The sequence below is a fragment of the Xanthobacter sediminis genome (genome assembly GCF_043195015.1).
Taxonomy (GTDB): Bacteria; Pseudomonadota; Alphaproteobacteria; order Rhizobiales; family Xanthobacteraceae; genus Xanthobacter.
The window spans coordinates 1-19,582 of the sequence record NZ_JBAFWH010000031.1 but is presented as its reverse complement, the minus strand read 5'-3'; the positions used below and the strand labels follow the sequence as shown (position 1 = coordinate 19,582).

The 19,582-nt window shown below is 65.7% G+C and carries 18 protein-coding genes and 5 pseudogenes; 16 read left to right on the top strand and 7 right to left on the bottom strand.

Translation table 11 applies throughout. The features are described 5' to 3' along the window. Positions 1–251: 251 nt before the first annotated feature. Positions 252–485, bottom strand: a pseudogene (locus V5F61_RS20510) (IS3 family transposase); the annotation flags it as partial. 282 nt (positions 486–767) lie between these two features. Between V5F61_RS20510 and V5F61_RS20505 the strand changes: the two are divergent. The 3 genes from V5F61_RS20505 to V5F61_RS20495 are packed head-to-tail and all read left to right on the top strand — an operon-like array spanning position 768 to position 3,464. Next, positions 768–1,844, top strand: a complete 1,077-nt coding sequence (locus V5F61_RS20505; protein WP_393990526.1) for an LLM class flavin-dependent oxidoreductase — start codon at positions 768–770, stop codon at positions 1,842–1,844. A 34-nt stretch (positions 1,845–1,878) separates the two neighbouring features. Then, on the top strand, positions 1,879–2,037 hold the full coding sequence (locus tag V5F61_RS20500) for a hypothetical protein (RefSeq protein WP_393990527.1): 159 nt from the start codon (positions 1,879–1,881) through the stop codon (positions 2,035–2,037). Continuing rightward, positions 2,034–3,464, top strand: coding sequence for a cytosine permease (locus tag V5F61_RS20495; RefSeq protein WP_393990528.1), 1,431 nt, complete (start codon positions 2,034–2,036; stop codon positions 3,462–3,464). Before V5F61_RS20500 ends, V5F61_RS20495 begins: the two co-directional genes overlap by 4 nt. A 30-nt stretch (positions 3,465–3,494) precedes the next feature. Here the strand turns inward: V5F61_RS20495 and V5F61_RS20490 are convergent, their stop codons facing one another. Then, a complete protein-coding gene (locus V5F61_RS20490; protein ID WP_393990529.1) occupies positions 3,495–4,529 on the bottom strand; it encodes an Lrp/AsnC family transcriptional regulator in 1,035 nt (344 codons plus the stop codon). Positions 4,530–4,803: 274 nt separating this feature from the next. On the opposite strand from V5F61_RS20490, the gene V5F61_RS20485 reads away from it, so the two are divergent. Genes V5F61_RS20485 through V5F61_RS20475 form a run of 3 tightly spaced genes read left to right on the top strand, consistent with a single transcriptional unit; the run spans position 4,804 to position 7,169 of the window. Further along, entirely contained in the window at positions 4,804–5,328 is a 525-nt protein-coding gene (locus tag V5F61_RS20485) for a flavin reductase family protein (RefSeq protein ID WP_393990530.1), read from the top strand. 3 nt (positions 5,329–5,331) lie between these two features. Next, positions 5,332–5,643 (top strand): EthD family reductase, encoded by a 312-nt coding sequence (locus V5F61_RS20480; RefSeq protein ID WP_393990531.1) that lies wholly within the window; start codon positions 5,332–5,334, stop codon positions 5,641–5,643. 8 nt (positions 5,644–5,651) lie between these two features. Further along, positions 5,652–7,169 carry an aldehyde dehydrogenase family protein gene (locus V5F61_RS20475; protein WP_393982946.1) on the top strand — a complete coding sequence of 506 codons (1,518 nt, stop codon included), beginning with the start codon at positions 5,652–5,654 and terminating at the stop codon, positions 7,167–7,169. A gap of 75 nt (positions 7,170–7,244) precedes the next feature. Here the strand turns inward: V5F61_RS20475 and V5F61_RS20470 are convergent, their stop codons facing one another. Next, positions 7,245–8,039 (bottom strand): IclR family transcriptional regulator, encoded by a 795-nt coding sequence (locus tag V5F61_RS20470; protein ID WP_393990532.1) that lies wholly within the window; start codon positions 8,037–8,039, stop codon positions 7,245–7,247. A 170-nt stretch (positions 8,040–8,209) separates the two neighbouring features. Between V5F61_RS20470 and V5F61_RS20465 the strand changes: the two genes are divergently transcribed. The 7 genes from V5F61_RS20465 to V5F61_RS20435 all read left to right on the top strand — a co-directional run bounded on the left by V5F61_RS20465 (position 8,210) and on the right by V5F61_RS20435 (position 14,885). Beyond that, the gene (locus tag V5F61_RS20465; protein ID WP_393990533.1) at positions 8,210–9,001 is read left to right on the top strand and encodes an ABC transporter ATP-binding protein; all 792 of its coding nucleotides are present in this window, start codon (positions 8,210–8,212) and stop codon (positions 8,999–9,001) included. Next, on the top strand, positions 8,994–9,698 hold the full coding sequence (locus V5F61_RS20460; RefSeq protein WP_393990534.1) for an ABC transporter ATP-binding protein: 705 nt from the start codon (positions 8,994–8,996) through the stop codon (positions 9,696–9,698). Before V5F61_RS20465 ends, V5F61_RS20460 begins: the two co-directional genes overlap by 8 nt. Before the next feature lie 7 nt (positions 9,699–9,705). Then, a complete protein-coding gene (locus tag V5F61_RS20455; RefSeq protein ID WP_393990535.1) occupies positions 9,706–10,593 on the top strand; it encodes a branched-chain amino acid ABC transporter permease in 888 nt (295 codons plus the stop codon). Between the two features lie 4 nt (positions 10,594–10,597). Next, the gene (locus tag V5F61_RS20450) at positions 10,598–11,569 is read left to right on the top strand and encodes a branched-chain amino acid ABC transporter permease (protein ID WP_393990536.1); all 972 of its coding nucleotides are present in this window, start codon (positions 10,598–10,600) and stop codon (positions 11,567–11,569) included. A 17-nt stretch (positions 11,570–11,586) separates the two neighbouring features. After that, positions 11,587–11,877 (top strand): DUF3303 domain-containing protein, encoded by a 291-nt coding sequence (locus tag V5F61_RS20445; RefSeq protein WP_393982952.1) that lies wholly within the window; start codon positions 11,587–11,589, stop codon positions 11,875–11,877. A gap of 31 nt (positions 11,878–11,908) precedes the next feature. Next, positions 11,909–13,153 (top strand): ABC transporter substrate-binding protein, encoded by a 1,245-nt coding sequence (locus V5F61_RS20440; RefSeq protein ID WP_393990537.1) that lies wholly within the window; start codon positions 11,909–11,911, stop codon positions 13,151–13,153. Positions 13,154–13,217: 64 nt separating this feature from the next. After that, a complete protein-coding gene (locus V5F61_RS20435) occupies positions 13,218–14,885 on the top strand; it encodes an amidohydrolase (protein WP_393990538.1) in 1,668 nt (555 codons plus the stop codon). A 74-nt stretch (positions 14,886–14,959) separates the two neighbouring features. On the opposite strand, the pseudogene V5F61_RS20430 reads toward V5F61_RS20435, so the two are convergent. The 3 genes and pseudogenes from V5F61_RS20430 to V5F61_RS20420 form a co-directional block, all read right to left on the bottom strand. Further along, a pseudogene (locus tag V5F61_RS20430) lies at positions 14,960–15,130 on the bottom strand (IS3 family transposase); the annotation flags it as partial. A 94-nt stretch (positions 15,131–15,224) separates the two neighbouring features. Next, positions 15,225–15,761 carry an IS5 family transposase gene (locus V5F61_RS20425; protein WP_394104077.1) on the bottom strand — a complete coding sequence of 179 codons (537 nt, stop codon included), beginning with the start codon at positions 15,759–15,761 and terminating at the stop codon, positions 15,225–15,227. A 29-nt stretch (positions 15,762–15,790) separates the two neighbouring features. Beyond that, positions 15,791–15,994 (bottom strand): annotated as a pseudogene (locus V5F61_RS20420) (transposase); the annotation flags it as partial. A 315-nt stretch (positions 15,995–16,309) separates the two neighbouring features. On the opposite strand from V5F61_RS20420, the pseudogene istA reads away from it, so the two are divergent. Beyond that, positions 16,310–17,922, top strand: a pseudogene (gene istA / locus V5F61_RS20415) (IS21 family transposase). Further along, positions 17,922–18,700: pseudogene (gene istB / locus V5F61_RS20410) on the top strand (IS21-like element helper ATPase IstB). Before istA ends, istB begins: the two co-directional pseudogenes overlap by 1 nt. Positions 18,701–18,865: 165 nt before the next feature. Here the strand turns inward: istB and V5F61_RS20405 are convergent. After that, the gene (locus tag V5F61_RS20405; RefSeq protein ID WP_393990540.1) at positions 18,866–19,369 is read right to left on the bottom strand and encodes a transmembrane anchor protein; all 504 of its coding nucleotides are present in this window, start codon (positions 19,367–19,369) and stop codon (positions 18,866–18,868) included. Here V5F61_RS20405 and V5F61_RS20400 point away from each other — a divergent pair. Beyond that, on the top strand, positions 19,368–19,577 hold the full coding sequence (locus V5F61_RS20400) for a hypothetical protein (RefSeq protein WP_393990541.1): 210 nt from the start codon (positions 19,368–19,370) through the stop codon (positions 19,575–19,577). The two genes, V5F61_RS20405 and V5F61_RS20400, sit on opposite strands and share 2 nt — an antisense overlap. Positions 19,578–19,582: the final 5 nt, after the last annotated feature.

Sequence of the window (19,582 nt, the reverse complement as noted above, 5' to 3'; positions counted from 1 at the left end):
TGGTCCACTTGCCCGCAGGCCCTTTCATGGAGTCCGTGAGCCGCATGAATAGCGAGCGGCCCGGCGTGTTCGCCCATGGCCGTTTCGCCGTCTTTTCCCGCCGTCTCTTCACCGGCCGGTTCCGACACGAGCGTCCCATTGGTCTCGGCGTACCCTGAACCGCCCCGAGTTTTCTAGACGCCCTCGGCTTGCTTTTTGTGCTGCCGTCCGAACTCGACGGGTGACGGCATGCCATTCCGTGCTGCTTGCGTGTCTATGTCGAACCGGCGATCAAGTGTATTGTCGATGGCCAGGGACGCCTTGCCGCCATACTGGCCAGGCCGACGTTTATAGCCGATGTGAGCCTGAATCCCGGCGCGCCGCGCAAGGTGCGCCACCCGGTTCAGGCAACAGCTCTCGCCCATGTCCATCAGGTCGTCGTGGAGCTTGCGATACCCGTAGACCTTGCTGCTGTCGCGCCATGCCGTGCGGACGAGCTCGGTCTTGGCTTCGGTATCGCCGAAGGCTTCCTCGCGGCCGAAGCATAGGTGGCCGTCCCATCGTGATCGTCGCGACCGATCTCGCCGATTGCCGGTTGGGGATGGCGATCAGCTGAAGATGCCCTCGATCTGCCGCCTTGTCACGGAAAGCGGAACGCATGCCTGATGTATTCGCGGATTCCGGAAGCTGCAGCTCAAAAATTGCGCAGACCTCATATTGACACATGTCAAAAAACGCGGAAACAATCATGTGTCTGCCAAAAAACAGCGAAAAACGGAACTAATAATATGAAGATTGGGTTGCTTCAGGAAGGCGAGCCGGCTGCCGGCGTCTCGGTGGCGCAACGGTACGAGGAGATGATCCAGGAGGTCACGCTGGCCGACCGCCTCGGCTTTTCGGCATGGGGAACCTCGGAGCAGCACTTCTCGCCCCCACGCTTCACCGTGTCGGCGCCGGAAGTGCTCTATGCCGCCATCGCGCGGCACACCAAGAACATCAAGCTGCGCATCATGTGCGCGGTGATGCTGTCGTGGAACCACCCGATTCTGGTGGCCGAGCGCCTCGCCACCCTCGATATCGTCTCCGGTGGCCGGGCCGAGATCGGCACCGCGCGTTCCAACAACCTGTCCACGCTTGAAGTATTCGGGGTGGACCCATCCGCTACCCGCGCGCAATGGGAAGACTCCCTCGAAGTGCTCATCAAGGCCATGAGCGACGATATCCTGGAGCACCATGGTCCGGTCTGGAACATTCCGCCGCGCACCATTGTGCCGAAACCGGTACAGGCGCCCCATCCGCCTTTGTTCGTCGCCGCCTCCTCGGTGGAGACCCATCGCAATGCCGGTGAGCGCGGCATCGGCGTGCTCACTTTCGAGAATTACTTCGGCTTTGACTATCTCCAGGAGTGCATGGACGCCTACCGCGCCGGCCTTGCCGAGGGCAAGCAGATGGCCCCGCGCCGTACCGAGCATGCCGGGCTCTACGTCGCGAGCGCCTTCTGCGCCGCGACCCGGAAGGAGGCAGTGGAGGTCGCGCGCGAGGTGGCGCTCGGCTACTTCAAGTTCATCCTCGATCTCTACATCCCGCTCGGCAAGCGGCAGTCCTATCAATACCTGGATGCGAAGATGACGCGCCTGCTGGCGCACGAAAATGACATCGATTTCCTCGTCAACGAGACTCCTTCGGTCATGATCGGCACGCCGGACGATTTTGTGGCGCGGCTGAAGCGGCTTGAGGGTATGGGCGTAGACGAGGTGCTGTTGCGTATCGATGGTGTGCCGCACGAGCACATCATGCGCTCCATCGAATTGATCGGGGCGGAAGTGATCCCGAACGTGCAAGACCAGAAAAATAAAGCTGCCTGACCAGAGAAAAACCTTCCGGAATGAGGAGAGGGGAATGTATCCGATCGTATTGCCTCCTGAACTGGAGGCGCGCATCCGCGTGCTCGAAGATCCCTCCCAGCAGGGCGCGGACTTCGACGGCAAGACTTGGTTTTGGCTTGTGGTGCTCGGCATCGTGGTGCCGGCGGCCGCGGTGGTGTGGGGGGTGTCATGAGCGACATCGCCTCGCCTGCCGGGACCGCCGCCCCCGCCGTCAATCATGGTGCCGCTGATCAGAACGCCTGGCCGCTGGTGCCAGCCGAGCGCACCTGGAACTCCTGGCAGCTCCTCATCGCCCTGACCACGGCCGGGGCGGCCACATGGTGCTACATCATCGGCGAATATGTCGGCTACTACCTTAACTTCACGCAGGGCATCGCCACCCTGATCGCCGGCAGCATGTTCGGCATGCTGTTGACGACCCTGGCGGCGGTGCCCACCTGTTCTAAATTCGGCATCGATTCCATCGCCGCCTCGCGGCCGCAGTTCGGCTCCAGGGCGTGGGTCATCCCGGCGACGCTGCAATTTTTCTCGATCATGGGCTGGAACTGCCTGCTGCTGATCTTCTTCGGCAAGTCGGCATCCCAGTTCCTAGTGGCGCTGGGGCTGGTGGATACCTCGGCCGCCCATCTCGTGGTGCCGAGCGCTACGCTGCTTGCCTCCGCGCTCGTATTTGTGTTTCTGCTGAGCGGTGCGACGGGTGTGGACCGGGTATCCAAGATCCTGGTGGCCCACGTGCTGGTGGGCCTCTGGATGCTCTACATCCTGGTCACCGGCCGCTCTGCGGAGCTCGCTGCCGCGGTGCCGGCCTATGCCAATGCAAACCCGTTGTGGAACTTCATGACCGGCATTGAGCTGGGCATCGCGCCGGCGCTCTCATGGTGGCCCTATATCGGCGCCATGGTGCGGATGGCGCCCAACGGGCGCGCGGCCGCGGTGCCGAGCATGCTCGGCCTCGGGGCCTCGGTGGCCCTGTTGTCTATCATGGGGGTGGCGGGCATCCTGGTGCTGCAGGTGTCCGACCCAGCGGAATGGCTGCGCACGGTGGGCGGCACCACCTATGCCATCGTTGCGCTCGCCTTCGTCACGGCGGCCAACCTCGGCACCACGGTCGCAGGCATCTATTGCTCGGCCATCGGGCTCAGAAACTACAGCTTCGCGGAGAAGTTGCCGTGGTCGGTCCTGTTGGCCGTCACCATCGCCCCGGTGGCGCTGGTGGGGGTGTTGGTGCCGGAGCTGTTCTTCGCCAATTTCGGCACCTTCCTGGCGTTCATCGCCATCACCTTCGCACCCATCTGCGGCATGCAGATTGTGGACTATTACATCCTGCGCAAAGGGCACATCAGTGTGCGCGCCATCTTCGACGGACGTGAAGGCACCGCTTATCGCTTCTGGGGTGGGGTGAACCCGGCGGCGATCGCGGGCATGGCGGCTGGGTTCTGCACCTATATCTACCTGCTGAACCCGATCACCTATGAGTCTCGCTTTCCCTACGAGTACATCTCGGCATCGTTGCCGACTGTGGTGATGGCCGGGCTCGTCTATTACCTGGTGACGCGTCTTCTGGTCATGCCCGCCGGCAAGGGCGGCTACGGGGCCTGACGCCTGCTCTCCCACCGGCCGCGGCGCGGTTCAGCGGCCGGTGGGAACCAGCGACTTGTAATGCAGATCCACATACAGGAACGCCTCGAGATGCGTGACCTCGGCGATACGGCCGATCTGGCGGCGCGCGGTGACGACGATGTCCTCGTGGGACGGGCACACCAGCTCCACGAACAGATCGTACCGACCCGAGCAGATGGCGATGTAGGAGACGTTCTTGACCGAGGACACCGCTTCCGCCACCGCATGAGGGTCGGCCGCCGGATCGAGGCGGATGCCGAGCCAGGCGAGGGTGCGGTCGGCGAGGTTCATGGGGTTGAGCAGGGCGAGGATGCTCATCTGCCCCGAGCCGAGCAGGGCGGCGATGCGCGTGCGCACCATCGTCTCGGAGACGCCGAGCTTGGCGGCGATGGTGTTGAGCGGGGCCCGCCCGTCGCGGCTCAATTCCAGGATGATCTCGCGGTCGGCAAGGTCGAGCTTCTTCTGCTTCACGCCGCCGGGGGTGTCATTGTCGTCGCGGCTGAAGAACTTGGCCTTCTGATAGTAGACGCTCGCATAGGGGAAGACCTCCACCGAGCGGATGCCCTCGATTGCCCCCACCTCCTGCTCGATCACCCGCTGCATGGCTGGGAAATCCTCGGCGATGATCTCGGCGAAGATGCCGTAGCGGCCGGTGGTGAGGGCCACGTAGTCGATGTCGTGGATGTCGGTGAGGGCACGGGCGATGCGGGAGGAGGGGGCCGCCGGATCGGTGATGATGCCCAGGAGTGCGCCGGCGTTGTAGCCGAGCACGGTGGGGCTCGCCAAAGCGACGATCTGGATGACATTCGCCTCGATAAGCTGGTGCACCCGCGCCCGCACGGTCTTTTCGGAAAGCCCGACATCGCGGGCGATGGCCACGAACGGCCGGCGCCCATCTTCCTGCAGGTGGGCGATGATGGCACGGTCGCTGTCCGTCAGGTGCCATTGAGCGAGAGGATTGCGCCGCACGGGCACCGCTTTGGGTGCGGCCTCGATTGCCGTGTCGTAGGGCTCGCGGCCGACGGCCGACGGCTTCTTCGCCATGGATCGTTTCGCCTCCCTGACTCTGCGTCCGCGCTTACCAAGCTTCCTTCGCCCGGGTCAAGCGCGGAAGGTCGCCCAATGCCCGGGCGTGGCTGCGGATTTCGGCGTTCGGGATGGCGAGATAGCGAAATACGGAATTGACTATCCCAATTATTAGTGAAATACGGATAATATAACTAGAGTATCGCGAAAAGCGAACTATGCCCGGCGTGTGCGCGCGGAAAGCGGAATGCCACGCCGTCGGCTCCTTCCTCGGTCACAGCAGAGAACAGCCATGCCCGCAGCCTCCCCCGCCTTGTCGTCCGTGCCTGTCGCTTTCGACGGCGCCCCTCTGCGTGCCGCCATGGCGGAGATGCCGAGCGCCGTCACCGTCATCACCGGCTGGAACACGGACGGTTCGCCGGCCGGCAGTACCCTCTCGGCGGTGTCGTCGCTGTCGCTGGACCCGCCCTTGATGCTGGCCTGTTTCCATCGGGATTCGCGTACCCTCGGCGCCCTCGGCGTGGGGAGGGGTTTCCTCATCCATGTGCTCGCGGCCGGGCAGGACGACCTCGCCGCCGTGTTTGCGGGCAAGGGCGACAAGTTCGCCCAGGTGGCCTGGGAGAAGGGGCTCCTGGGCATGCCGCAGCTTCCCGGCTGCCAGACGGTGATCGCCTGCGAGGTGGCGGCACACCTGCCTGGCGGCGACCATGTGATCGTCACCGGCGCGGTGCGGGACATCAGCCACGATGCCGTGCGCGGCGCCATGCTCTATCACCGGCGCGCCTTCCACGCGCTGCCGCAGCCGCGGGAGGCCTGAGCTATGAAGCAGGTGATCGTGATCTATGGCGTGCCGCGCGACCCGGCCGCCTTCGACCGGCACTATGCCGGGGTGCACATTCCGCTGACCCGGAAGATGCCCCATCTCAAGGGGTTCGAGGTGAGCCGCGGGCCGGTTGCGGCGGCGGGCGGCGGCGCGCCGGTCCATCTCGTGGCGATCCTGTCCTATGCCAGCGCGGCCGATCTCGACGCCTCGCTTGCCTCGCCGGAAGGGCAGGCGGCAGTGGCGGACGTGGCGAATTTCGCCACCGGCGGCGCCACCCTTCTCACTATCGACAGCAACAGCGTTCTGTGAGGCGCGCCATGGGACTTCAGGGCAACCCCGCCGTTTTCGACACCGACGCGCTGCTGCGCCCCGGCGTGCGCGCCTTCCTCGGCGAGCGCCACCGGCTCCTCATCGACGGCGTGTTCGTGGATGCTGCCTCGGGCGCAACCTTTGAGAGCTTCGATCCCGCCACCGGCCGCAAGATCGCCGATGTGGCCCACGCCGGGGCTGAAGACGTGGACCGCGCGGTGCGCGCGGCGGCCCGCGCCCTGGAGGGGTCGTGGGCGCGGCTTCTGCCAGCGGAGCGGGAGGCGGTGCTGCGCCGCTTCGCGGCCCTGGTGGAGGGCCATGCCGACGACCTCGCCCAGATCGAGGCCCTCGACAGCGGCAAGCCCGCCTCCCAGATCAAGGCGGTGGACATCGCCCTCGGTGTCGGCGCGCTCAGTTACAATGCCGGTTGGGTCACCAAGATCGAGGGACGCACTTTGCCGGTCTCGGTGCCGGATATGCATGTCTACACCCGCCGCGAGCCAGTGGGCGTGGTGGCCGCCATCGTGCCCTGGAACTTTCCCCTTTGCCAGGCCTGCTTCAAGCTCGCCCCGGCGCTTGCCGCCGGCTGCACGGTGGTGCTGAAGCCGGCGGAGCAGACCCCGCTTTCCGCCCTCTATCTCGGTCGCCTCGCTTTGGAGGCGGGCCTGCCGCCGGGCGTGCTAAACGTGCTGCCCGGCTTCGGCGCCACCACCGGGCAAGCGCTCATCAGCCATCCGGGGGTGGCCAAGATCGCCTTCACCGGGTCGGAGCGGACCGGCAAGCACATCGCCCGCTCGGCCGCCGACAGCCTGAAGCACGTGTCGCTGGAGCTGGGCGGCAAGAACCCCAACGTCATCTTCGCGGATGCCGATGTGGAGGCCGCCGCCGCCGTGGCCGCCATCGCGATCTTCTTCTATTCGGGCCAGGTCTGCGCCGCCGGCTCGCGCCTCATGGTGGAGCGGCCGATCTACGACCGGGTGGTGGAGACGGTGATCGCCGAAGCCGGCAAGCTGAAGCTGGGGCATGGCTTGTCCGGAGATACCTTCATGGGGCCGCTGGTGTCCGCCCAGCAGCTCCAGCGGGTGTCCGGCTTCGTCTCCCGCGCCGCCGAAAGCGGGGTGCGCGTCGCCCAGGCCGGGACGGCGCCGCAGGGCGCGCTGGCGGGCGGCTTCTTCCACGCGCCCACGGTGCTGGTGGATGCCGACGACACTGCCGAGGTGACGCGCGAGGAAATCTTCGGCCCGGTGCTGGTGGTGCAGCCTTTCGACACCCTCGGCGAACTGAAGGCCCGCGCCAATGCCACCAGCTTCGGCCTCTCGGCGGGGGTGTGGACGCGCGACGTGAAGAAGGCCCACGCCACCGCCGCCGCGCTCCAGGCCGGTACGGTGTGGATCAATACCTATGGGCAGTTCGACGCGACCGCCCCCTGGGGCGGCTTCAAGCAATCCGGCTACGGGCGCGACAACGGCGCGGAGAGCCTGGAGAAGTATCTCCAGACCAAGACGGTCTGGACGGCGCTCGCCTGACCCGCGCCGAACCCTAATCCGAGGCGGCGCTGCAACCGCCTCGGCCTCGCCCCGGCCACGCGCTCATCGGTCCCCTCAGCCCGCCAGCGTGGCCGGGGCACCGCCCCTGCCGCCCTTGGTGAGCGCCGTGGCGATGGCCTTCGCGACCACCTGCATGCGCTTGGGAATGCCGTCGGCAATGAGCCTGGTGATGTGCGGCAGCGGCCCCACCACGCCCAGGCTGTAGACGACCCCGGCCGGCGGCACGTCGATGGGGACCGCCACCGCAGCCAGCGCCTCGTCCACCTCGCCGATGCAAGTGGCGAACCCCCGCTCGCGCACCTGCGCCAGCTCTGCTTTGATGGCGGCCGGATCGACCTTGGTCTTGTCCGTGAGGCGCATGATGCGGCCAGACAACGCCCGATCCACCACCTCCTCGCTCTGGAAGGCGAGGATGGCCTTGGAGCAGGCGGTGGCGTTGGGCTGCATGGTCTTGCCGGGGAGCACGAAGCCACGCCAGGGCGCGTCCGGCGATTCCATCACGATGGAGCGCACCTGGACGCCCTCGATCCGCGCCACGTAGCAGGTCTCGCCGATCTGGGTGCTCAGGTCGCGCAGCAGCACGCTGGTATGGCTCTCCACGAACGCGTCGTCGGTGCTGAGCAGCGCGAGGCGGCGTACCCGCTCGCCTATGACATAGGCAGAGCCGGAGGCGGTGAGCCCCACCAGGTTGCATTTCTGCAGGCCAGCCAGCAGCCGGTGGGCGGTGCCCTTGGGCAGGCCGAGCACGCGCGCCACCTCCATCAGTGACAGCCCGTCCGGATAGGCGTTGAGAATTTCGAGGATGCGGAAATAGCGCTCCAGCGGCAGCAGCTTGTGGTCTTCGGCCATGTGGTCTCGTCCCTGACGGGGCAGCCTTACGTCGATGGCCGCGCCGGCGTCCAGCACATCGCGCTGTCGCGATGTCGAGGAAACTCGATTGACAGTCAGTAAAAGCTGTCTACCATGATATGTAAATCGAGACAAGTTTCGAAAAACGAAACTTTCCAGAGGTGCCAAACATGCAAGCCAGCCTGTCGGCCGAGCCCGGCCGCGCGGGGAACGTGATCCTGTGCGCGGAGGGCCTCACCAAGGATTTCAGCGGCTTCACCGCAGTCAAAAATGTCGATCTGCGCATCCGCGAGGGCAGTGTGCACGCCCTCATCGGCCCCAATGGCGCGGGCAAGACCACTGTCTTCAACCTGCTGACCAAGTTCCTCCAGCCGACCCGGGGCCGGATCATCTACCGCGGCGAGGACATCACCCGGGCCGGCGCGGCGCGGGTGGCGCGGATGGGGCTGGTGCGCTCGTTCCAGATCTCCGCTGTATTCCCGCACCTGACGCTGCTCGACAATGTGAGGGTGGCGCTCCAGCGACCGCGTTATCTCGCCACCCAGTGGTGGCGCTCGGTGACGGCGCTCGACACCCTCAACGCCCGCGCCATGGAGCTGCTCGACGCGGTGCAGCTCGCCGACCACGCCCATGTGACGGCGGCCGAGCTGTCCTACGGCCGCAAGCGGGCGCTTGAGGTGGCAACGACCCTCGCGCTGGACCCGGAGATGCTGCTGCTGGACGAGCCCATGGCCGGCATGGGACATGAGGACGTGGGCCACATCGCCGACCTGATCCGCCGTGTGGCGCAGAACCGCACGGTGCTCATGGTGGAGCACAATCTGAACGTGGTCTCGCAATTGTGCGACACCATCACGGTGCTGGCGCGCGGCGAGATCCTTGCCGAAGGCAATTATGACGAGGTGAGCCGCGACCCGCGGGTGCGCGAGGCCTACCTCGGCAGCGAGCCGGCCGATGACTGAGCCGCATCTCTCTCTACGCGGCCTCAACGGCTGGTATGGCGAAAGCCATGTGCTTCACGGCGTGGACCTGGAGGTGCCCGAGGGCGAGACAGTCACCCTCATCGGCCGCAACGGGGCCGGAAAGACCACGACGCTGCGGGCCATCACGGGGCTCCTGAAGCGCCGCACCGGCGAGATCCGGCTGCACGGCCGTGAGCTCATCGGCCTGCCGGCTTATGCCGCAGCGCGTGCCGGTATCGCATACGTGCCGGAGGAGCGCGGGATCTTCGCTGCGCTCACCGTGAAGGAGAACCTGACGCTGCCGCCAGTGTTGGCGGAGGGCGGCATGAGCCTGACGGAGATCTACCGCCTGTTCCCGAACCTGGAGGAGCGCGCCTCGAGCCCCGGCACCAAGCTTTCCGGCGGCGAGCAGCAGATGCTCGCCATGGCGCGGGTGCTGCGCAACGGCGCCCGGCTGCTGCTGCTCGACGAGCCCACCGAGGGCCTTGCCCCCGTGGTGGTGCAGCGCATCGGCGAGGTGCTCAGGGCACTGAAGGCCGCGGGCATGACCATCCTGCTGGTGGAGCAGAATTTCCGCTTCGCCCGCCGGCTCGCCGACCGCTTCTATGTGATGGAGCACGGCCGGATCGTGGATCAGGTGACGACCCGCGACGCGAGTGTGCGCATCGCCTCCCTTCAATCCTATCTTGGCGTGTGAGGCGGTCATGGCGACCCTCTTCGGAATCCCGGTGCAGGCGCTGTTCGGCCAGCTTCTCATCGGTCTCATCAACGGCTCGTTCTACGCCATGCTCAGCCTTGGGCTGGCGGTCATCTTCGGCCTGCTCCGGGTCATCAACTTTGCCCATGGCACCCAGTACATGCTCGGCGCCTTCTCGGCCTATCTGCTATTGTCAGTGTTCGGCTTCGGCTTCTGGCCGTCGCTGCTGCTCGCTCCGAGCATAGTGGCGGCGGCGGCGTTCGTCATCGAGAAGCTCTTTCTGCGCCACCTCTACGGCCTCGACCACCTCTATGGCTTGCTGCTCACCTTCGGCCTCGCCTTGATGATCGAGGGGCTGATGCGCGACGGCTTCGGTGCTGCGGGGCGACCCTATGCTGTGCCCGCCAGCCTCACTGGCTTCGTGAATCTGGGCTTCATGGTGCTGCCCATCTATCGCGGCTTCGTGGTGGTGGTCTCGCTGGTGGCGTGCCTTTCAGTGTGGCTCGTCATCGAGCGCACCAAGCTCGGCGCTTATCTGCGCGCGGCTACGGAAAATGCCGGGCTGGTGGAGACTTTCGGCGTCAACGTCCCGCGGCTGCTCACCTTCACCTACATGCTCGGGGCGGGACTTGCCGCGCTCGCGGGGGTGCTGGCGGCGCCCATTTACCAAGTCAGCCCACTCATGGGCACGAACCTCATCATCATCGTGTTCGCCGTGGTGGTGGTGGGCGGCATGGGCTCCATTCTCGGCGCCATCGTCACCGGCTATGCGCTGGGGCTGCTCGAAGGCCTCACCAAGGTGTTCTACCCGGAGGCCTCTTCCATCGTGATCTTCGTGGTCATGGCCGCGGTGCTGTTGGTGCGGCCCGCCGGCCTGTTCGGACGGGAGGCCTGAATAGATGACGCTTGTGCCTTCTCCTGCCCGGCGCCTTGCCTTCACCCTCGCCGTTCCGCGATGGACCTGGGTGCTGGCGGCAGTGGCCCTGCTCGCGGTGGCGCCGCTGGTGCTCTACCCGGCGTTCCTGATCAAGATCCTGTGCTTCGCGCTGTTCGCGGCGGCCTTCAACCTGCTGCTCGGCTATGCGGGCCTGCTCTCCTTCGGCCACGCCGCTTTCTTCGGCGGCGCCGCCTACATCACCGCCCACACGGTGAAAATCTGGGGCCTCCCGCCGGAGTTGGGGCTGTTGGCCGGCGTTGTCTTCGCCGCAGCGCTTGGGCTGGGCATGGGCATGCTCGCCATCCGCCGCCAGGGTATCTACTTCGCCATGGTGACGCTGGCGCTGTCGCAGATGGTCTATTTTGTCTTTCTCCAGGCGCCCTTCACCCATAGTGAGGACGGCATCCAGCAGGTGCCGCAGGGCTATCTGTTCGGCCTCGTCGATCTCTCCCGGCCGCTGGCACTCTATTACACCGTCGCCACGATCTTCGTTCTGGGGCTCGTCTTCATCTGGCGTGTGGTCAACTCGCCGTTCGGCAACGTGCTGAAGGCGATCCGCGAGAACGAGCCGCGCGCCATTTCGCTGGGCTACGAGGTGAACCGCTACAAGCTCACCGCCTTCGTCATGTCGGCCGCCCTTGCCGGGCTCGCCGGTGCCACCAAGGCGCTCGCCTTCCAGCTCGCCACCCTGGTGGACGTGACCTGGCAGATGTCGGGCGAGGTGATCCTGATGACCCTGCTCGGTGGCATCGGCACGCTGCTCGGGCCGGTGGTGGGGGCCACCCTTGTTACCGTGCTGGAGCACCAGCTGGGCGCCACCAGCATCCCGGCCCCGGTGCTCATCGGGGCCTGCTTCGTTGCCTGCGTGATGCTGTTCCGGCGCGGCATCGTCGGCGAGATCGAATACCGGTTCGCGCGCCGGAACAAGCGTTGAATCCGAGAGGACCTGCCATGCACTTCATGATCATCACCGGCTTTCGCAATCAGGATGGCGCGGCCGTCTACCGGCGCATGCGCGAGGACGGGCGGCTGATCCCCGAGGGGATGACCTTCAAGTCCTCCTGGGCCACGGCGGACCTCACGCGGTCGTTCCAGGTGTTCGAGTGCGAGGACGTGACGCTGATCCAGCGCTGGGTCGCGCGCTGGGCCGACCTGTGCAGCTTCGAGGTGGTGCCGGTCGTCACCGGGGCCGAGGCGTCCGACGCTTTAGCCGCGGACGAACCCGACGCCCGCGCCGCCTGATTTAGCGGATAACGAGAGGGGAACCGTAACCATGACGACGACTTTGAAAGGACTGGTGCTCGCCGCCGGCATCTTCTGCGCCGCGGCCCCCGCTTTGGCGCAGACGACGCAGAAAACAGCCGCTCCCGGCGCCGTTTCCGATGACAAGGTCAAGATCGGCCTGCTCATGGACATGTCGGGCAATTATTCCGAGGTGGCGGGCCTTGGGTCCGTCACCGCCGCGCGGATGGCGGTGGAGGATTTCGGCGGCAAGGTGCTCGGCAAGCCGGTGGAGGTGGTCTTCACCGACATGCAGAACAAGGTGGACATCGCAGTGTCCCGCGCCCGCGAGTGGTTCGACAAGGATGGCGTCGATGCCATCGTGGACAGCAACATGTCCTCCGCCGGCCTTGCCGTGAGCGCCCTGGCGAAGGAAAAAAACAAGATCCTCGTCATCAACATCTCCGGCTCGCCGCGTTTTACAAACGAGGACTGCAACGCCAATACCGTCCATTACGTGTACGACACCTATGCGCTGGCCAATTCCACGGCCAAGGCGGTGGTGGAGCGCGGGGGCAAGAACTGGTACTTCGTGACGGTGGACTACGCCTTCGGCCACGACTTTGAACGCGACGCTGCCAATACCGTGAAGGCCAGTGGCGGGAAGGTGCTCGGCTCGGTCCGGGTGCCGCTCGGCGCTCTCGACTATTCCTCCTTCCTGCTGCAGGCCCAGAGCTCCGGTGCGGACGTGATCGCCTTCGCCACCGCCGGTGCCGACACCGCCAACGCCATTAAGCAGGCGTCCGAGTTCGGCATGGGTCAGAACGGCCAGAAGCTGGTGGGGCTCCTTGTCTACATCAACGAGATCAATGCTCTGGGGCTCAAGACGGCGCAGGGCATGCTGCTCACCTCCGCGTTCTACTGGGACATGAACGAGGAGACCCGCGCCTTCTCCAAGCGCTACTTCGAGAAGATGCAGAAAATGCCAAATATGTCCCAGGCCGGCGTCTATTCCACCACAATGCATTACCTGAAAGCCATCGAGGCCGCAGGCACCGACGAGGCCTCCGCGGTCATGGCCAAAATGAAGGAAATGCCCATCAACGACTTCTTCGTGAAGAACGGTCATATCCGCGAGGACGGGCGTATGATCCGCGATCTCTACCTGTTCCAGGTGAAGACGCCCGAAGAATCCAAATATCCATGGGATTATTACAAGCTCATCGCGACCATCCCTGGCGATGAGGCGTTCCTGAAGCTGTCGGAATCCCGCTGTCCGCTCGTCAAGAAGCCGTGACTCTTTCGCGCCGCCGGGCTCTGTCCGGCGGTGCGCCAGCATCCAGAAGACTTCAAGAGGCACCATGTCCATATCCTCCCCATCCCCCCGCGACATCGTCCTGCTTGGCGGGCGGGTCCTCACCATGCAGCCGGGCGCAGACGCAGGCTGGGATGGCGTGGTGGTCCGTGGCGAGCGCATCATTCGCCTGATCCGGCGCGCCGACGCGGCCGAGCACGCCGCTGCCGGGGCCGAGGTCATCGACCTCGGCGCGCGCACGCTGATGCCGGGCTTCGTGGACGTGCATGCCCACGCCGAGGTGGTGTGCCGCACCGGCCACAATACCGTCGATTGCCGCGCCCCCGAATGCGGGACCATCGAGGACGTTCTCGATGCCCTGACCAGCCAATGTGTGCCTGCGGATGTTACCCCCTGGATCGTCGGCCAGGCGAACCTGTTCTTCGATCGCAAGCTGAAGGAGGGGCGCCTGCCTACCCGCGCCGAGCTGGATCGGGTGAGCCGGGACCGGCCTGTGGCGCTCAGGGCCGGGGGGCACATCACGGTGCTCAATACCAAGGCGCTGGAGGTGGCGAAGATCGATCGGGACTATGTGGCGCCGGCCTTCTCCATCACCGGCCCGCCGTTCGTGGAGCGCGACGCCGACGGCAATCCCACCGGCGTGGTGAAGGAGATGGATACTATCCTGCCTCTGCCACAACTGACCCACGAGACATTGGCCCAGGCGCTGGACGAGGGGCTGAACTCCTATTTCACCCGCTACGGCGTCACCACCATCGGTGAGATTTCCGAGACCGTGCTCGGCACGCAGTGCCTCGACGACCTCGCCACCGACGGCCGGCTGCCGCTCTCCATGCGGCTCTATCTATGGGCGCCGGGCATGCTGGAGCTGGACAAGGCCCTGAATTGGCAGGACCATTTCCATCTTGGCGCCTCCGAGCGGCAGTTGCGGGTGCAAGGCATCAAGCTATTTTCTGACGGTGGCTTCTCCGCCCGCTCTGCGGCCGTGAACTGCTGCTATGTGGGGCACCCCGGCTTCTCGGGCTCCATCGCCTTTCAGAAGTATTTCTTCCGTCGTGCCTACCGCCTCAGCCAGGAGCGGGGGCTGCAATTATCGGTCCATGCCAACGGCGATCGAGCCCAGGACTGGCTCAGCGAGACGGTCATCAAGATGGGCGGCGCCACCTCCGGCCGCACCCGCATGCGCATCGAGCATGCCGGCAATCTGATGCCCCGCGCGCGCACCGCCGACCTGTGGGCCGAAGCCGGCGTGCTGCCGGTGCCGCAGCCGGTCTTCATCTACACTTTCGGCGAATATTTCGAGGACTATCTGGGCGAATACGGCACCCGCGGCCGCTTCCCGTTCCGCACCCTGCTTGACCAGGGCTGGCGCCTCTCCGGCAGCTCAGACGTGTGGATCGGCTCCGAGCGGGAGGCCACCAATCCCTTCTTCTCCATCTGGAACTGCTTGAAGCGTCAGACCTATTCAGGCGCCTTCATCGATCCTCACGAGGCCATCACTCTGGAGGAGGCCTTGCGCATGCACACGCTGGATGCGGCCGTCACCATGGGCGAGGACGATGTGCGCGGCTCATTGGCGCCCGGCAAGTACGCCGACATCATCGCCCTCGACCGCGATCCCTTCACCGTGGACGTCGACGAGCTGCGGTCGATCCAAGTGGACTATGTCATGTCCCTCGGGCGCACCGTCAGGCAGGAGATCGCCGCCGCGTGATTGTCCCGCCTTAGGTCCGGGAGAGGAAGGCGGGCGTGAACCGCCGCGGATTCAGCGGAGCTGTTTGGTGTGAGTCAGGCCGCGCGTTTCTGCTCGTCGAGCAGAGCGTAGTAGCGTTCCTCGGCTTCGGCCGGCGGGATGTTGCCGATGGGCTCCAGTAGCCGGCGATGGTTGAACCAGTCGACCAAGGTCAACCTCGCGAATTCGACGGCCTCGAAGGATCGCCAGGGACCTCGCCGATGGATGCGCATTCAACAACTGGATCAGTTTCGCGCGAGACACCGTCCGGTTGAACAGAACCGCCCCGCCCCGTGCCACAGATCTGGAAGCTCCGCTTGGCTAGGCGGTGTGGACGGATTTGATGAGGATGAAGCTGAAAGCGAGGGCGACGATTGCGGCGAAGCCGCGCTCTGTCTTCTCGCAGCGCAGGGCGACACGCTTGAAGCGTTTGAGTTTTCCGAAGCATTGCTCGATGCGGGCGCGGCCCCTGTAGAGCGCCTTCGGGAAGAAGGCCGGCGGGTCCTTGGCGTTGGATTTGAACGGGATGGCGGGCGCGATGCCGTGCGCTCGGGCCAGCGCCCGGTTGGCCTTGGCGTCATAGCCCTTGTCGGCGAGCGCCGCACGGGGCTTCACATCGGGACCCAGATCCAGCAGCAGCTTGAACAGCGGGCTGTCGCCCACCTCGCCGCCGGTTAGGTGGAAGGCGAGCGGGTGGCCGTCGAAGTCGCTCTTGAGGTGGATCTTTGTGGAGAAGCCGCCGCGCGAGCGCCCGAGGGCGTGGCCCTGCTGCCCCCTTTTGCTCCGGCAGCGGAGACATGGGCGCGCACCACGGTGGAATCGAACATCTGGACCAGATGGGCCGTGCGGCTGAGCGATGCCAGGGCCTCGAAGAACAGATCGAACACGCCGGCCTGGCGCAGCCGCCAGAACCGCTTCCAGACGCTGTTCCAGGACCCGAACTCGGCCGGCAGGGCGCGCCAGGAGATGTTGTGCACGGTGAAATAGTGCATGGCCTCGAGGAACTTGCGATGGTCGCGCCCCTTGTCGCCCCGCCGCGAGCGGCAGGCGCGGAACACATCCAGCGCCACCGCCCAATCCTCGTCCGTCATCCGCGTCAGCATGGTCGACCTCGCCAAAAAGCCGACCCGCTATGAATCACCGAAACAGCAGGAAGGGAATCCCCCTCCGCTGCGCCGCCGCCAAATCCGTCCACACGGCCTAGGTCGATCGCGAGGACATGAACATTTGGCATGTGCTCCTCCCCTGAAAGCGCCGCCAAGGCGCTGCGCAGACATCATCCGATGCCGGCCGGAGGGTGTGTTTCGGCATGGAAGATTGACCCCGTTGTGAGGGGGATCGGCGTGTAATTTTGACCCCCCTCTTGGCTCATGGTCCGTCGTTTTGTTGCGACGGGCGGGCTGGGGATGAAGGGCGTGGATACGATTGCACGGATCCGGCGCGAGCATTTCGTGCGCGGCAAGTCCATCAAGGAGATCGTGCGGGAGCTGCACGTTTCGCGGAACACGGTGCGCAAGGTGCTGCGGACCGGGGCGACGGCATTCAGCACCGAGCGGGAGGTGCAGCCGCTGCCGCGGATCGGGCCCTGGCGGGAGGCCCTGGATAGGCTGCTCGCCGGCAACGAAGGGAAGCCGGCGCGGGAGCGGCTGACGCTGATCCGCATCTTCGATGAGCTGCGCAGCCAAGGGTATGAGGGCAGCTACGATGCGCTACGCCGCTATGCCAAGGGCTGGCGGCGGGCGCAGGCGACGATGACGGCTGCGGCCTACGTGCCCCTGAGCTTCGCGCCCGGCGAGGCTGACCCGTTCGACTGGAGCCACGAGATCGTCCTGATCAACGGCACCACGGTGTCGGTGCGCGTCGCCCATGTGCGGCTGTGCCATTCGCGGATGCTGTTCGTGCGGGCCTATCCGCGCGAGACCCAGGAGATGGTGTTCGACGCCCACGATCGGGCCTTCGCCTTCTTCAAGGGCTGCTGCACGCGCGGCATCTACGACAACATGAAGACCGCGGTCGATGCGATCTTCGTGGGCCAACCCCATCGCGCTGGCGCGATGGGGACCCCGTGGGCAAGGAGCGGGCTTATAATCGCCGCTTCCTGCAGATGTGCAGCCACTACCTGGTCGATCCCGTTGCCTGCACCCCGGCGTCCGGCTGGGAGAAGGGGCAGGTGGAGAACCAGGTCGGGCTGGTGCGGGAACGCTTCTTCACCCCCCGGCTCCGGGTGAAGAGCACGCAGACAAGTTTACGCAGTCTGCGCCCGCTTGACTGCGCGCGAGCTGAACGTCTGGCTGCTGGACCAGTGCATCGCCTACGCCAAGGGCCATCCGCACCCCGAGCGGCGGGAGGAGACCATCTGGCAGGCGTTCGAGGCCGAGCGCCCGGCCCTGGTGCCCTATGCCGGGCGGTTCGACGGCTTCCACGCCGTCCCGGCCTCCGTATCGAAGACCTGCCTGGTCCGCTTCGATAACAACCGCTACTCGGTCTGTGCCAGCACCGTGGGGCGCCCGGTCGAGGTCGGGGCCTATGCGGAGCGGATCGAGCTGCGCCAGGATGGGCGGCCGGTCGGCTCCCACCTGCGCTGCTTCGGCCGGGACCAGACCATCTTCGATCCCTGGCACTATGTGCCGGTCCTGGCGCGCAAGCCCGGCGCCCTCAGGAACGGCGCTCCGTTCAAGGACTGGGTTCTGCCCACCAGCCTCGATCGCGTCCGGCGCAAGCTCGCCGGTGCCACCGACGGCGACCGGCAGATGGTGGACATCCTCACCAGCGTGCTGAGCGACGGGCTGCCCGCGGTCGATGCAGCGTGCGCCGAAGCCCTGCACCAGGGCGTCCACTCGCAGCCAAGTCTACGCAGGCTGCGCAAGCGCACCTGCTATGCGACGTGATCCTCAACATCCTCGCCCGACGCCGGGAGCCTGCAGCCCCCGTCACCATCGTCACGCCCGACGCCTTGCGCCTCCGCCACACCCCGAGCGCCGACTGCTCACGATACGACCTGCTCAGGAGATCCCCATGATGGAGCGTTCCCAGATCCTCGAGGCCATGGGCGAGCTCAAGCTCTATGGCATGAAGGCCGCCTACGACGAGATCATCGCCACCGCCGTCAAACGCCAGCATGAGCCGCAGCGCACGCAGACAAGTTTACGCAGTCTGCGCAGGCTTGACTGTGCGGCGACCTTTTGTCGGCGGAGATATCCGAGAAGCAGGCCCGCTCGATCAAGTACCAGATCACCATCGCCAAGCTGCCCCTGGCCAAGGACATCGACGACTTCGTGTTCGACGACACCCCTATCAACGAGACCCTGGTGCGCGACCTCGCCGGCGGCAACTTCCTCGCCCACCAGCGCAACGTGGTGCTGATCGGGGGCACCGGAACCGGCAAGACCCATCTGGCCATCGCCATTGCCCGGGCCTGCATCCGCTCGGGTGCCCGCGGCCGCTTCTTCAACGTGGTCGACCTCGTCAACAAGCTGGAAGCCGAGGCTCGATCCGGCCGCCAGGGCCCGCAAAGAACGCAACAATTGGCCGATTATCTCTCCCGCAAGGACTTCATCGTCCTCGACGAGCTCGGCTACCTGCCCTTCGCCCAGTCCGGCGGCCAGCTCCTGTTCCACCTCGTCAGCCGGCTCTACGAGCAGACCTCGGTCATCGTCACCACGAACCTCGCCTTCGGCGAGTGGCCGAGCGTCTTCAACGACCCCAAGATGACCACGGCGCTCCTCGATCGCCTCACCCACCACTGCGACATCGTCGAGACCGGAAACGAGAGCTGGCGCTTCAAGAACCGCGCCTGACCTCCGTAACCATTGACCCAACTGCCGCTGCGCCAAACCAACGCTCCGCGGCAGTGGGGTCAATGCCCCAGACAGGGGTCAACATTCGGCGCCGATAGGGGGTCAGGTTTCCACGCCGATTGACAGCTCTGCTTTCCAAACGGAGCCCCATTTTCCACCCTCCGGTCAGAGCGCCCGCTTGATCTCGGCGTAGCTTCCGCTGGTGCGCAGGGTCACGGTCACGTCCGCAGTACCGCGTTTGCGCCAGAACCAACCGTGGTTGCCGTCGAAGGCTGCTTCCAGTACCCCCTCAGCACCCGGCACTCCGCGGCCCTTCTGGTAGCTGGCCTCCTTCCCCCCGCCGTCGCCATGGAGGTCGTAGTTCACGACGGCCCCATTGACGGTCCAGGAAAAGTTCACCTTTGCACCCTGCGCCATCACCATCTTCACCTCGGCACCTTCGCCGGGCTTCAGCGTGATGGACATCTCGTCGCTCCGGCGTGCCGGCGTGGTCTCGGCCGCCGCAGGGCCGATCAGGAGTTCGGCAAAGATCCGGTCGAGGAGGCCGGAGCGCCGGTCCGGGGTGGGAGCGGCAACGGGAGCCGCCCCCTGCTGGCCCGCCGCGCGGTCCTTCTGCGCCTCTTCGGCAAGCTGAGCCTTGATCTCGCCCATCTCGGCGAGCCCCAGCATGCGGCCGATGCCGGTCGGGTCGATGGCGTATTCCGCCGGCAGCACGATGGTGACGAGGATCTGGCTCGCATCGCTGCAGAGCGAGGAAGGACTTGGCCTCCTCGGCCACGTCCCGGAAGTCGACGAGGTTCATGGCTTCGCGAATGACATCGAGGATGTCGCCATGCTCGCCGGTGGCGGCGTCGGTCTTATGTTCAACTGCACATAAGACCA

Coding starts and splice junctions, on each gene's coding strand:
- V5F61_RS20505 (WP_393990526.1), top strand. CDS start 768: ATGAAGATTGGGTTGCTTCAGGAAGGCGAGCCGGCTGCCGGCGTCTCG.
- V5F61_RS20500 (WP_393990527.1), top strand. CDS start 1,879: ATGTATCCGATCGTATTGCCTCCTGAACTGGAGGCGCGCATCCGCGTG.
- V5F61_RS20495 (WP_393990528.1), top strand. CDS start 2,034: ATGAGCGACATCGCCTCGCCTGCCGGGACCGCCGCCCCCGCCGTCAAT.
- V5F61_RS20490 (WP_393990529.1), bottom strand. CDS start 4,529: ATGGCGAAGAAGCCGTCGGCCGTCGGCCGCGAGCCCTACGACACGGCA.
- V5F61_RS20485 (WP_393990530.1), top strand. CDS start 4,804: ATGCCCGCAGCCTCCCCCGCCTTGTCGTCCGTGCCTGTCGCTTTCGAC.
- V5F61_RS20480 (WP_393990531.1), top strand. CDS start 5,332: ATGAAGCAGGTGATCGTGATCTATGGCGTGCCGCGCGACCCGGCCGCC.
- V5F61_RS20475 (WP_393982946.1), top strand. CDS start 5,652: ATGGGACTTCAGGGCAACCCCGCCGTTTTCGACACCGACGCGCTGCTG.
- V5F61_RS20470 (WP_393990532.1), bottom strand. CDS start 8,039: ATGGCCGAAGACCACAAGCTGCTGCCGCTGGAGCGCTATTTCCGCATC.
- V5F61_RS20465 (WP_393990533.1), top strand. CDS start 8,210: ATGCAAGCCAGCCTGTCGGCCGAGCCCGGCCGCGCGGGGAACGTGATC.
- V5F61_RS20460 (WP_393990534.1), top strand. CDS start 8,994: ATGACTGAGCCGCATCTCTCTCTACGCGGCCTCAACGGCTGGTATGGC.
- V5F61_RS20455 (WP_393990535.1), top strand. CDS start 9,706: ATGGCGACCCTCTTCGGAATCCCGGTGCAGGCGCTGTTCGGCCAGCTT.
- V5F61_RS20450 (WP_393990536.1), top strand. CDS start 10,598: ATGACGCTTGTGCCTTCTCCTGCCCGGCGCCTTGCCTTCACCCTCGCC.
- V5F61_RS20445 (WP_393982952.1), top strand. CDS start 11,587: ATGCACTTCATGATCATCACCGGCTTTCGCAATCAGGATGGCGCGGCC.
- V5F61_RS20440 (WP_393990537.1), top strand. CDS start 11,909: ATGACGACGACTTTGAAAGGACTGGTGCTCGCCGCCGGCATCTTCTGC.
- V5F61_RS20435 (WP_393990538.1), top strand. CDS start 13,218: ATGTCCATATCCTCCCCATCCCCCCGCGACATCGTCCTGCTTGGCGGG.
- V5F61_RS20400 (WP_393990541.1), top strand. CDS start 19,368: ATGCGGCCGATGCCGGTCGGGTCGATGGCGTATTCCGCCGGCAGCACG.
- V5F61_RS20405 (WP_393990540.1), bottom strand. CDS start 19,369: ATGCTGGGGCTCGCCGAGATGGGCGAGATCAAGGCTCAGCTTGCCGAA.